General features: G+C 67.8%; 9 protein-coding genes. 6 read left to right on the forward strand and 3 right to left on the reverse strand.

The features are described 5' to 3' along the window. Positions 1–38: 38 nt before the first annotated feature. The gene (gene lepB, locus BKY59_RS11960) at positions 39–821 is read right to left on the reverse strand and encodes a signal peptidase I (RefSeq protein ID WP_076071778.1); all 783 of its coding nucleotides are present in this window, start codon (positions 819–821) and stop codon (positions 39–41) included. Positions 822–942: 121 nt separating this feature from the next. Here lepB and pgi point away from each other — a divergent pair, with 121 nt between their 5' ends. From pgi to kynU, 4 genes are all read left to right on the forward strand, one after another. After that, positions 943–2,460: a glucose-6-phosphate isomerase gene (gene pgi, locus BKY59_RS11965; RefSeq protein ID WP_420822093.1), complete on the forward strand. Its 1,518-nt coding sequence runs from the start codon at positions 943–945 to the stop codon at positions 2,458–2,460. 144 nt (positions 2,461–2,604) lie between these two features. Then, complete coding sequence (gene gorA / locus BKY59_RS11970) at positions 2,605–3,951, forward strand: glutathione-disulfide reductase (RefSeq protein ID WP_076071779.1); 1,347 nt, start codon at positions 2,605–2,607, stop codon at positions 3,949–3,951. Positions 3,952–4,037: 86 nt separating this feature from the next. Next, a complete protein-coding gene (locus tag BKY59_RS11975) occupies positions 4,038–4,967 on the forward strand; it encodes an alpha/beta hydrolase (RefSeq protein WP_240500080.1) in 930 nt (309 codons plus the stop codon). After that, positions 4,964–6,199, forward strand: a complete 1,236-nt coding sequence (gene kynU / locus BKY59_RS11980; RefSeq protein ID WP_076071782.1) for a kynureninase — start codon at positions 4,964–4,966, stop codon at positions 6,197–6,199. Before BKY59_RS11975 ends, kynU begins: the two co-directional genes overlap by 4 nt. Positions 6,200–6,348: 149 nt before the next feature. Here kynU and BKY59_RS11985 read toward each other — a convergent pair whose 3' ends face one another. Together BKY59_RS11985 and BKY59_RS11990 are read right to left on the reverse strand one after the other, a co-directional pair. After that, positions 6,349–8,016 (reverse strand): MFS transporter, encoded by a 1,668-nt coding sequence (locus tag BKY59_RS11985; RefSeq protein ID WP_076071784.1) that lies wholly within the window; start codon positions 8,014–8,016, stop codon positions 6,349–6,351. Between the two features lie 48 nt (positions 8,017–8,064). Next, positions 8,065–9,522 carry a DcaP family trimeric outer membrane transporter gene (locus tag BKY59_RS11990; RefSeq protein WP_076071785.1) on the reverse strand — a complete coding sequence of 486 codons (1,458 nt, stop codon included), beginning with the start codon at positions 9,520–9,522 and terminating at the stop codon, positions 8,065–8,067. A gap of 145 nt (positions 9,523–9,667) precedes the next feature. On the opposite strand from BKY59_RS11990, the gene acs reads away from it, so the two are divergent. Both acs and BKY59_RS12000 read left to right on the forward strand, forming a co-directional pair. Next, positions 9,668–11,623 (forward strand): acetate--CoA ligase, encoded by a 1,956-nt coding sequence (gene acs, locus BKY59_RS11995; protein WP_076071866.1) that lies wholly within the window; start codon positions 9,668–9,670, stop codon positions 11,621–11,623. Further along, the gene (locus BKY59_RS12000) at positions 11,620–12,246 is read left to right on the forward strand and encodes a response regulator transcription factor (protein WP_076071787.1); all 627 of its coding nucleotides are present in this window, start codon (positions 11,620–11,622) and stop codon (positions 12,244–12,246) included. The genes acs and BKY59_RS12000 overlap by 4 nt, the downstream gene beginning before the upstream one ends. Positions 12,247–12,375 lie beyond the last annotated feature (129 nt).

The raw sequence follows: 12,375 nt of genomic DNA on the forward strand, positions 1-12,375 counted from the left end.
ACTTCGCTCGGGATGGTCGGTTCTAGTCAAAGCGCGGATCAGTCGATGCCGAGGCCGATCCGGTCCCAGCGGATCGTGGTCCACCAGGACCGGGGGGACATAAGCCGCGCGGTGCCGTCGGTCGACCAGAACAGGATCGCCGCGCGGCCGAGCAGGCGATCCGCCGGAACCATTCCGAGGCCGCCGTCGTCCGGGTGGACGCGGCTGTCGATGCTGTCGTCGCGGTTGTCGCCGAGCAGGAACAGCATGCCCGGCGGCACCACGCGGGCGGCATAGTCGTCCGACGCGCCGGGCGCGCTGTCCAGCACGGCATGGGTGCCGCCGTCGGGCATGGTTTCGGCATAGCGGCGGAAACGGCACTCCGGTCCTTCGCGGCGCACGCCGCGGCACGGTTCCCCCCGGCGCATGGGGACGAGCGCGTCGCCGATCCGCAGCCGGGGCAGCGCGCGCCCGCCGATCGAGACCACGCCGTTGTGCATCGCGACGCGGTCGCCGGGCAGGGCGATGACGCGTTTCACCACGTTGCGGCCGCCGTCACGATTCGGATCGCGCACCACGACGACATCGCCGCGCACGGGATCGCGCGGCCATAACCGCCCGTCGAACAGCGGCACCCCGCCCAGCACGCCGTAGCGCGACCAGCCATAGGGCCATTTGGCGACGAGCATGTAGTCGCCGGGGCGCAGTTGCGGCAGCATCGACCCGCTGGGGATCGCATAGGCCCCGACCCCGAAACTGCGCACCAGCCAGCCGGCGACGAACAGCAATGCGATCAGGCGCAACGTGGCGAAGCGGGCGGCGGGGGCGGGGGCGGCGGCCATGGATCACGGATGGCGGGTCGGGGCCGCCGACGTCAAGCGTGTGCAACGAGGATGACGGGGACGACCCGGCGCGTTAGAGCGGCGCGGACCAGAGACCACGGACCATTCGCGCGGGGACGATATGATGCAGGACGGACCGACGGCCACATGGGACGCGTTGCGTACGCAGCCCGTACCGAAACTGACCGAACTGTTCGTGGCGGAGCCCGACCGGCTGTCGCGGATGGTGATCGAGGAAGCGGGGCTGCGGTTCGATTTCTGCAAGACGCACCTGAGCGCGGAAATGCTGGCCGGGTTCGTCGCGCTGGCGGATGCCCAAGGGTTCGGGGCGCGGCGCGACGCACTGTTCGCGGGCGATGCCGTGAACGTCAGCGAAGGGCGCGCGGCCGAACATATCGCGGAACGCGGGCAGGGCGCGCCCGATGCGGTGGCGGCGGCGCGGATGCTGCACGCCCGGATGCGCGGGCTGATCGACGCGATCGAGGCAGAGGCGATCGGCCCGTTCCGGCACATCCTGCATATCGGCATCGGCGGGTCCGCGCTGGGGCCGGACCTGCTGATCGACGCGTTGGGCGACGATGCCGACCGTTATGACGTGGCGGTAGTGTCCAACGTCGACGGGATGGCGCTGGAGCGGGTGTTTCGGCGGTTCGATGCGGCGGCCACGCTGGTGGTGATCGCGTCCAAGACGTTCACGACGGCCGAGACGATGCTGAACGCGGAAAGCACGCTGGCCTGGCTGGCGGAGAACGGCGTCGCCGATCCCTACGGGCAGGTGGTGGCGCTGACCGCCGCGCCCGACCGCGCGGTGGAATGGGGCGTGGACGAGACGCGCATCCTGCCCTTCGCGGAAAGCGTCGGCGGGCGTTATTCGTTGTGGTCGTCGATCGGGTTTCCGGCGGCGCTGGCGCTCGGCTGGGATGCGTTCGAAACGATGCTGGAGGGCGCCGCGTCAATGGACCGGCATTTCCGGCTGGCCGCGCCGCTGGAGAATGCGCCGCTGATGGCGGCTTTCGTCGATTGTTATTATGCGGTCGTGCGGGGCGCGGAGACGCGTGCGGTGTTCGCCTATGACGAGCGGCTGGCGTTGCTGCCGCCCTACCTCCAGCAGTTGGAGATGGAGTCGAACGGAAAGCGCGTGGGCGTCGACGGCGCGGCGCTGGCGATGCCGAGCGCGCCAATCACCTGGGGCGGGGTGGGGACGGACGCGCAGCACGCGGTGTTCCAGTTGCTGCATCAGGGTACGCATCTGGTGCCGGTGGAGTTCGTGGCGGTGATCGAGCCGGGCGACGCGCTGGACGAAGCGCACCACGAGGCATTGCTGGTAAACTGTTTCGCGCAGGGCGCGGCGCTGATGGCGGGGCAGGGCAATGACGATCCGCAGCGCGCCTATCCGGGCGACCGGCCGTCGACGACGATCCTGATCGACCGGCTGGACCCGGCCCGGCTGGGCGCGCTGCTGGCGTTCTACGAACAGCGGACGTTCGCCAATGCGGTGCTGCTGGGCATCAATCCGTTCGACCAGTGGGGAGTGGAACTGGGCAAGACCATCGCCCGGTCGATCGTCGAGGAGGGGACCGGGCGGTTCGACGCCTCGACCCGCGCACTGATGGCGCGGGCCTTGGGGACGTCTTCCTAGCCCCTCTCCTTCACGGAAGGGGTTGGGGTGGGGGCTAGGCCTCCCCACTTGGAAGGTTCGATTCCGGGGCGCTCTTGCTCCTTATCCCAACCCCTCCCCTGAAGGGGAGGGGCTATTCCTTTCGATCGATTTCCGGAGCCTTGCATGTCCGATTATGATTTCGACCTCTTCGTCATCGGCGGCGGGTCCGGTGGCGTGCGCGCGGCGCGGGTGTCCGCGGCCCACGGAGCGAAGGTCGCGCTGGCGGAGGAACATCGTGTCGGCGGGACCTGCGTCATTCGTGGCTGCGTGCCCAAGAAGCTGCTGATCTACGGCGCGCATTTCGCCGAGGACCTGGCCGATGCGCGGCATTTCGGCTGGGACGTGCCGGAAACGTCGTTCGACTGGATCCGCTTGCGCGATGCGGTGCTGGCCGACGTCACCCGGCTTGAGGGGCTCTATACCAACACGCTGGACAGCAACGGCGTCACGCTGTTCCATGAGCGGGCGACCGTGTCCGGTCCGAACGTGGTGACGCTGGCGTCGGGACGCGAGATCAGCGTCGGCAAGATCCTGATCGCGACTGGCGCCTGGCCCGATACGCCGCAGTTTCCGGGCGCGGAACATGGCATCACGTCGAACGAGATCTTTCACCTCGACGCCGTGCCGAAGCGCATGGTGATCGCGGGCGCGGGCTATATCGCGAACGAGTTTGCCGGAATCTTCCACCAGTTCGGGTCGCATGTGACGCTGGTGAACCGGTCCGACGTGATCCTGCGCGGCTACGACGAACAGATCCGCGACCGGCTGCTGAAGATCTCCACGGTGAAGGGGATCGAGTTCAAGTTCCACGCCGCGTTCGAGAAGGTGGAAAAGCAGGCGGACGGATCGCTGCTGGTGTTCACCACCAATCACGACCCGATCGAGACCGACCTGCTGATGTTCGCCACGGGGCGCCGGCCGCATACGCAGGGGCTGGGGCTGGAAAACGCGGGCGTGACGCTGGGCGAGCGCGGGGCGATCATCGTGGACGAGGACAACCGGTCGAACATCGAGAGCATCTACGCGGTTGGCGACGTGACGGACCGGGTGCAGCTGACCCCGATCGCGATCCGCGAGGGGCAGGCGTTCGCCGATACGGTGTTCGGCGGCAAGCCGAGCCGGGTCGACTATCACAACATCCCGAGCGCTGTGTTCAGCCACCCCCCGATCGGCGCAGTTGGCATGACCGAGACGCAGGTCCGCAACCTGCATGGCACGGCCAAGGTCTATACGTCCGATTTCCGGCCAATGAAAAATGTGCTGGCGCAGCGCAACGAGCGGGCGCTGTACAAGATGGTTTGCCACCCGGAGACGCATGTCGTGCTGGGGCTGCACATGATCGGGCCGGACGCGCCGGAGATACTGCAGGCCGCCGCGGTGGCGGTGAAGGCCGGCCTGACCAAGGAAGCATTTGACGACACGGTGGCGCTGCACCCGTCGATGGCCGAGGAACTGGTGCTGTTCAAATAAGCGCATGGTTTCGATTGCGTCGACGGACATGTTCCCCAAACGGAGTCGGGGTGGAAAAATCGGGGGAGAGAGCCGCTATGGGACGGATGCAACGGGGCGTCATGCTGGCCGCGATCGTGGCTGGGCTGGGGTCCGTGCCGCTTCCCGCGGCCCCGGCGGCGCCGACCGACGGGGCGACGATGGGCTGGGCGGCGCTGACCGGGCGGCCGCGTCCGGTAGGCGGGATTCGCATTTCCTACGGGGCCGATCCGTTGCAGGTCGGCGACCTGTGGCTGCCGCGCGGGCGGAAGGGTGTGGCCCATCCGGTGGTGCTGATGATCCACGGCGGGTGCTGGCAGAGCGATATCGCGGACCGCACGCTGATGGACTGGGCGGCGGCGGACCTGGCCAAGCGCGGGATCGCGGTGTGGAACATCGACTATCGCGGCGTGGACCGGGCGGGCGGCGGATATCCCGGCACGTTCACCGACGTGGCGCAGGCGGCGGACATGCTGCGCGTGCTGGGGCCGCGCTACGGGCTGCGCACCGACCGTATCGTGGCGGTGGGCCATTCGGCGGGCGGGCATCTGGCGCTGTGGCTGGCCGGGCGCGAGCGTTTGCCGGCGAGTAGTCCGCTGCGGACGGGCGATCCGATCGCGCTGCATGCGGTTATCGCGCTGGGGGCGCTGCCCGATCTGGCGGTGGCGCAGGCATTGCCGGGCAATAGTTGCGGGGTGTCGGGCGTGCCGCGGCTCGTCGGGCTGCCGGGCGGGGACCGGCCGAACGTGCTGGCCGACACGTCGGTGCCGAACCTGTTGCCGCTGGCGACCGAACAGACGCTGGTGACGGGCGTGCGCGACCGGATCGCGCCGGTGACGCTGGCGTCCGCCTATGCCGTACGGGTGCGGACGGCGGGTGGGACGGTCGGCCATATCGCGATCCCGGAGGCGGGCCATGTCGAACTGGTAGCGCCCGGGACCAACGCCTGGCGCATCGAGCTGGGGCTGATCCGCGCCGCGCTGGGCCTGCCGAAGTGAGCGTTCCGGCCAGTCTGGACGAGGCGATCGTCGCCGACGCGGCCAGCCCGTTGCACCCGTATCGTGCGCGGTTCGATCTGCCGGAGGGGGTGATCTACCTGGATGGCAATTCGCTGGGGGCGCTGCCGTCGCAGACGGTGGCGCAAACCGCGGATGTGGTGACGCGGCAATGGGGCCAGCGGCTGATCCGGTCGTGGAACGAGGCGGACTGGATCGGCGCGCCGCAGCGCGTCGGCGCGAAGATCGCCGACTTGGTCGGGGCCGATCCGCGGTCGGTGATCGTGGCTGACTCGACGTCGGTGAACCTGTTCAAGCTGCTGGTCGCTGCGTTGCGGGCGCAACCGGGGCGGACGGAAATCCTGACCGAACCGGGTAATTTCCCGACCGACCTGCATGTGGCCGAGGGGGTGGCGGCGATGCTGCCCGGCGTCACCGTCCGCACCGTTGACGCGGGGGCGGTCATGGAGGCGATCGGCCCGGAGACCGCGGTCGTGATGCTGACCCATGTTCATTACAAGCATGGTGCGCGGCATGACATGCTAGCGGTTTCGGCCGCGGCGCGGGCGGCGGGGGCGCTGTCGCTGTGGGACCTCAGCCATTCGGTGGGGGCGGTGCCGGTCGCGCTGGACCGCGACGGGGCGGACATGGCGGTGGGATGCGGGTATAAATATCTGAACGGCGGGCCGGGCGCGCCGGCGTTCCTGTATGTGCGCGACACGGTGCAGGCGCGGGTGACGTCGCCGATCGCGGGGTGGATGGGGCATGCCGAACCGTTCGCGTTCGGCGATGGCTATGTGCCCGCACCGGGGGTGGCGCGGTTCCTGGCCGGCACGCCGTCGGTGATCGCGATGCTGGCGCTGGAAAGCGGGGTGGACCTGTTCCGCGAGGCGCCGCGCGACGCATTGTTCGCGCGCGGGGCGGACCTGTTCGACCTGTTCGCGGCGCGGATGGCGGCGCTGTTGCCGGCTATCCCCTGTGTGACGCCGTCGGATGCGGCGGCGCGGGGGAGCCATATCGCGTTCCGGCATCCCGATGCGTTTGCGATCATGCAGGCAGTGATCGACCGTGGCGTGATCGGCGATTATCGCGCGCCGGATATCCTGCGGTTCGGGCTGACGCCGCTATATGTCGGGCTGGCCGACGTCTGGCGGGCGGTGGATATGCTCGCGGACATCATGGCGACCGGGGCGTGGCGGGACCCGCGCTTTTCGGTGCGGGGGTTGGTGACCTGAGCGGCCGTTGACCGGATCTTGATGATATCGGGTTTGCCCAGACGGGGGTCAGACACACATCAATCCAGAGCCGTCATGCCGGAGAAAGAAACTCCCGCCCGGGCGGTCCGGGCGGGAGCATTTTTCGTCGTCGCTTCTTTGCCGAAGCCTTACCGGTCCAGCGAGCGGCGGAAGGTTTCGGGCAGGAAGACCAGGCCGACCAGCACGGTCACCGCGCAGGCGACGATCGGGTACCAGAGGCCGTAGTAGATGTCCCCGGTGGCTGCGACCATCGCGAAGGCGGTGGTGGGCAGGAACCCGCCGAACCAGCCATTGCCGATATGATAGGGCAGCGACATCGACGTGTAGCGGATCCGCGTCGGGAACAGTTCGACCAGCAGCGCGGCGATCGGGCCGTAGACCATCGTCACATAGAGCACGAGGATGACGAGGATCGCGACGACCATCGGCTTGTTGATCTGCGCCGGGTCCGCCTTTTCGGGGTAGCCCGAGGCGGTGAGCGCGGTCTTCACCTGGGTGCCGAACGCCTTGATCGCGGCGGCCTTGTCCGCGCCAGACACAACCGCCGGGTCGACGACCGGAATGGTCGCGCCGCCGATGTTGACCTGTGCCACGGTGCCGGCGGGTGCGACGACGTTGCTATAGGAGATGCCGGCCTTTGCCAGATACGCCTTGGCGATATCGCACGAACTGCCGTCGAACTTGTTCTTGCCGACCGGATCGAACTGCACCGAACATTCGTCCGGATAGGCGACGACGGTGACCGGCGAGGCGGCGTTGGCGGCGTACAGCGCGGGGTTCGCCGCCTTGGACAGGGCGTGGAACAGCGGCATGTAGGTGAGCGCCGCCAGCGCGCAACCGGCCAGAATGATCCATTTCCGGCCGATCCGGTCGGACAGCCAGCCGAAGAAGATGAACGCCGGCGTGGCGATCAGCAGCGCGATGGCGATGAGGATGTTGGTGGTGGGGCCGTCGACGCGGAGGTTCTTTTCGAGGAAGAACAGCGCGTAGAACTGGCTGGTGTAGAACACGACGCCCTGGCCGACGACCGCGCCGAACAGCGCGATGAGCACGACCTTGAGGTTGCTCCATTGGCCGAACGCCTCGGTCAGCGGGGCCTTCGACGTCTTGCCCTCGTCCTTCATCTTCTGGAAGACCGGGCTTTCCTCAAGCTGCATCCGGATCCAGAGCGAAACGGCGAGCAGCGCGATGGAAACGAGGAACGGGATGCGCCAGCCCCATGCGGCGAACGCTTCCTCACCCACCAGCGTGCGGACGCCGATGACGATCAGCAGCGCGGCGAACAGGCCGAGCGACGCCGTCGTCTGGATGAAGCTGGTGAACAGCCCGCGCTTCTTGTCCGGCGCATGTTCGGCGACATAGGTGGCGGCACCGCCATATTCGCCGCCGAGCGCCAAGCCCTGCAGCAGGCGGAGAACGACGAGCATGATCGGTGCGGCGACGCCGACCGAGGCATAGCTGGGCAGCAGGCCGACCAGGAAGGTGGACAACCCCATGATCGCCATCGTGACGAGGAAGGTGTTCTTGCGCCCGACGACGTCGCCGATCCGCCCGAACACCAGCGCGCCGAACGGGCGCACAGCGAAGCCGGCGGCGAACGCCGCGAGCGCGAAGATGAAGCCGGTGGTTTCGTTCACGCCGGAGAAGAACTGCGCCGTGATGATCGTCGCGAGCAGGCCGTACAGGTAGAAATCATACCACTCGAACACCGCCCCCAGGGATGAGGCGATGATGATCAACGGTTGGCTTTGCTTCACATGGGCGAGGGGTGAAGCATCCCCTGTTGTCGTGACCATGACGGTATCCTCTGAAGTAAGCGGTGGGGATTCTGAAGCGTTGGGCAATCAGAACCCGTATTTGAAGGCGAATTCGAGGCGATCGAGCGCCCCGGTGTCACCCGAGACCAGCTCGCGGACGGCGTGGCGATATTCCACGCCGATGTCGAAGCCCTTGCCCGGTGACCAGAACAGGTTGGCAGCACCGCCATAGGACTTCGCATTGGCCAAACCGGTGACGATCACGCCGGCCGGATAGTCGGCCGACTGGTAGCTGCCCATGATCGTGGAGTGGATCGCGTCGGTCCAGCCGATCCGCAACGCCGCGAAGCCTGCGAAATTGTCGATCCGCTCAAGTTGGCCCGCAGTGCCACCGAAGATCGCGTCGGGGACATATCCCAGACCCAGATACCGGCCGATGCCCTGTCCGTAGGTCGCCATGAAGCGCAGGTCGTGACGCTTGCCGATGGGGATCTTGCCGGACCCGGAAACGCCCCATCCAAAGGCGGTATCGCCGCTGCCCAGCGTATCGGTGCGCAGTTCGCGCGCGATGCCGGCGAGCGCGAAATCGCCCAGCGTCGATTTCCAGTTCAGCCGTGCCACCACGTCAGGCAGGCGGTCGTCATCCGTATCGACCAGCGCTGCGTTGGTCGGGAGCGCTGTCTGCGTTTCGGGGTTTTCGGCCGCGACCTGCAGCGTCAGCCCGGGCCGCAACGGGATGGAGTAGCGGACCAGGGCCTGGCGGTTGAACACCGTGCCGTCCAGCGGTCCGACGAAATCCGTCGTCTCCGGCAGCACCGCGATGTTCTGGAAGGTCGACCATTCCTGCCCGACCAGCAGATTGCCATATTCGATGAAGCCACGGCGGAAGGTGGGCGTGTAGGGATTGGTCGCGCGCTGCGCGCCGACCGGCGCCGTCGCGAGCGCGAAATCGAACTCCACCAGCGTCTTTATCTCGGTGCCGTTCATCGGGGTCGCCGTGCTGAATTGCAGGCGGGTCTGGCGCGCGGAGAGCAGCAGGTCCTGGCTGGAGAACCCGCCGCCGACCGGAATCTGCTGCGGCAGGAAGAACTCCTTGCCCAGCCCGCCGACCGCGACCTCCCCGTCGCTGTAGCGGCTGGCGATGGCGTTGAGGCGGACGAAGCCGCCCAGCTTGACCGTGGTGTTGCCGACGCGAAAACCGTCGGTCGGTGCCGACTTCGTCGCGACAGGCCTGACCTCGGCCACATTGGTCGCGCCGGGCGATCGGTCTGGCGACTCGGATGCCGCGCTCATCGAAGACGCGGTCATGGGATTGGCGTTCATGGGAGCCGGGTTCATGGAAGTCGGGGCGATCGGCGCCGAAGCCGTTCGTCGCGCCGCATTCAACTCGCCACGCAGATCCTGCACCGCCGCTTCGAGCGCCTTCAACCGCGTCTCGAGCTCGATCTCGCGTGCCGTCTGCGCCTGCGCCATACCCGGTACCAGCGCCGTTCCCGCCAGCAACGCCGTCAAGGCCAGCCGCGTCTTGAACGCCTTTCTTGTCATACCCGTCTCCGCGCTTTTCCACTGGTCTTGCGCGTGGAATAAGCCTCGCAGTCATGGCGCATCGCGGACGCCCGGCCATCCCTGACTTTGGTGCGGGATGATCGTCCGGACGCCACCGCGTAAAGGCCGGCAAAAGGAGAGTGTGATGACCGAGGCCAGCTATCCCGTCCCCGCAGGCTGGGCGAAGGACGCGCTGATCGACGCGGCCGCCTATGACCGGATGTCTGTGGAGGCCGCGGCCGACCCGGACGCCTTCTGGGCGCGCGAGGCGCAGCGGCTGGACTGGATTGTGGCACCGACGAAGATCAAGGACACGTCGTTCGACGAGCAGGATTTCCATATCCGCTGGTTCGAGGACGGGCAGCTGAACGTCGCTGCGAACTGCGTCGATCGCCATGCCGCGACGCGGCCGGACGCCACCGCGATCCTGTGGGAAGGCGACGACCCCGCCGATGCGCGCGCGGTCAGCTATGCCGAGCTGCGCGACGAAGTGTCGAAACTGGCCAATGCGTTGAAGGCGCACGGCGTGGCGAAGGGCGACCGCGTCACGATCTACCTGCCGATGGTCCCGGAGGCGGCGTTCGCGATGCTGGCCTGCGCGCGGATCGGCGCGATACATTCGGTCGTGTTCGGCGGATTTTCACCCGAGAGCCTGGGAAACCGGATTCAGGATTGCGACAGCCGCATCGTCATCACCGCGGACGAGGGGCTGCGCGGCGGCAAGACGGTGCCGCTGAAGGCCAATGTCGACGCCGCGCTCGACCAGAACGGCGTGGCGGTGGAGACGGTGATCGTCGTGCGCCGCACGGGCGGCGCGGTGACGATGAAGGCGGGGCGCGACCATTGGTATGCCGACAGCGTCGCGGATCAGTCGACCGACTGCCCGCCGGAGCCGATGGGGGCGGAGGACCCGCTGTTCATCCTGTACACCAGCGGATCGACGGGGCAGCCCAAGGGCGTGCTGCACACCACCGGCGGCTACCTCGTCTGGGCGTCGATGACGCACGAATATGTGTTCAACTACCGCCCCGGCGAAATCTTCTGGTGCGCGGCCGACGTCGGCTGGGTGACCGGCCACACCTATGCGCTGTACGGCGCGCTGGCGAACGGCGCGACGACGGTGATGTTCGAAGGGGTGCCGAACTATCCCGACCACAGCCGGTTCTGGCAGATCGTCGACAAGTATGAGGTGAATATTCTCTACACCGCGCCCACGGCGCTCCGGTCGCTGATGCGCGAGGGCGACGACTGGGTGACGCGGACCAGCCGCAAGTCGCTGCGCCTGCTGGGATCGGTGGGCGAGCCGATCAATCCGGAGGCGTGGAACTGGTATCACAGCGTCGTGGGCGAAGGGCGCTGCCCGATCGTCGACACATGGTGGCAGACCGAGACCGGTGGGCACATGATTTCGCCGCTGCCAGGGGCGACCGCGCTGAAACCCGGGAGCGCCACGAAGCCGCTGTTCGGCGTGATGCCCGAACTGGTGGATGCCGACGGCCGGGTGCTGGACGGCGCGGTGGAGGGCAATCTGGTGATCGCGGACAGCTGGCCCGGTCAGATGCGGACCGTGTGGAACGACCATGCGCGGTTCTTCCAGACCTATTTTTCGACCTATCCCGGCAAATATTTCACGGGCGACGGGTGCCGGCGCGACGAGGACGGTTATTACTGGATCACCGGCCGGGTGGACGACGTCATCAACGTCAGCGGCCACCGGATGGGCACGGCGGAGGTGGAAAGCGCGCTGGTCGCGCATAGCAAGGTTGCCGAGGCGGCGGTGGTCGGCATGCCGCACGACGTGAAGGGGCAGGGCATCTATGCCTATGTGACGCTGAACGCGAATGCCGCGCCGAGCGATGACCTGCGCAAGGAACTCGTCCAGTGGGTGCGGCGCGAGATCGGGCCGATCGCGACGCCCGACATTCTGCAGTTCGCGCCGGCCTTGCCCAAGACGCGGTCGGGCAAGATCATGCGTCGCATCCTGCGCAAGATCGCCGAGGACCAGCTCGACGCGCTGGGCGATATCTCGACGCTGGCCGACCCGGCGGTGGTCGATGCGTTGATCGCCGGGCGTGCGGAGGCGACCGCCGTCGCAGCATGACGGCCCGGCGGATCCTGATCGCGGACGACCATCCGCTGTTCCGGCAGGCTTTGAGGCTGGCGGTCAGCCGCGCGGCGCCCGACGCGGTGGTGATCGAGGCGGGGCAGCTGGGCGAGGCGGTGGATGCGGCGCGGGCGGCCAGCCGGCTGGACCTGATCCTGCTCGACCTGCGGATGCCGGGTTCGGAGGGGTTCGGCGGCGTGGCGTTGCTGCATGCGGAGCGGCCGGACACGCCGATCGTCGTCATATCGTCGGCGGACGAAGCGGAGGCGGCACCCCGCGCACGCGCTTATGGCGCAGTGGGGTTCGTATCGAAGACGGCGGACCTGGCCGCGCTGGAGGCGGCCGTGGCGCGCGCGCTGGCAGGCGAGCGGGACGTGGCGAGCGACCTGCCGCCGACCGACGACATGGCGGTCCGCGTCGCCAGCCTCACGCCGACCGAGCTGAAGGTCCTGCTCGGCGTGCTGGCCGGGCGACTGAACAAGCAGGTGGCCTATGACCTTGGTATCTCCGAAGGAACCGTGAAGGGGCATATGACCGCGATCCTGCGCAAGCTGGGCGTGCAGAACCGGACGCAGGCCGTGCTGGCGGCGCGCGCGATGGACGTGCATTTCGCGGATTGAGGTGGTTTGGAGCTGGATGACTTCAGACAGCTCTACTTCAATCCGTCCATGCCGAGCGCAGTCGAGGCACCTTCCCCGGGCGTAGCCGAGGGGCGCTGTTGGCTTCTCGGCTACGCTCGAAGGGTCCCT

It is taken from the genome of Sphingomonas montana (genome assembly GCF_001956315.1).
Lineage (GTDB): Bacteria > Pseudomonadota > Alphaproteobacteria > Sphingomonadales > Sphingomonadaceae > Sphingomonas_R > Sphingomonas_R montana.

What these genes read in the sequence shown, in the direction of transcription:
- lepB (WP_076071778.1), bottom strand. Translation starts at nt 821, where the DNA reads ATGGCCGCCGCCCCCGCCCCCGCCGCCCGCTTCGCCACGTTGCGCCTG.
- pgi (WP_420822093.1), top strand. Translation starts at nt 943, where the DNA reads ATGATGCAGGACGGACCGACGGCCACATGGGACGCGTTGCGTACGCAG.
- gorA (WP_076071779.1), top strand. Translation starts at nt 2,605, where the DNA reads ATGTCCGATTATGATTTCGACCTCTTCGTCATCGGCGGCGGGTCCGGT.
- BKY59_RS11975 (WP_240500080.1), top strand. Translation starts at nt 4,038, where the DNA reads ATGCAACGGGGCGTCATGCTGGCCGCGATCGTGGCTGGGCTGGGGTCC.
- BKY59_RS11985 (WP_076071784.1), bottom strand. Translation starts at nt 8,016, where the DNA reads ATGGTCACGACAACAGGGGATGCTTCACCCCTCGCCCATGTGAAGCAA.
- BKY59_RS11990 (WP_076071785.1), bottom strand. Translation starts at nt 9,522, where the DNA reads ATGACAAGAAAGGCGTTCAAGACGCGGCTGGCCTTGACGGCGTTGCTG.
- acs (WP_076071866.1), top strand. Translation starts at nt 9,668, where the DNA reads ATGACCGAGGCCAGCTATCCCGTCCCCGCAGGCTGGGCGAAGGACGCG.
- BKY59_RS12000 (WP_076071787.1), top strand. Translation starts at nt 11,620, where the DNA reads ATGACGGCCCGGCGGATCCTGATCGCGGACGACCATCCGCTGTTCCGG.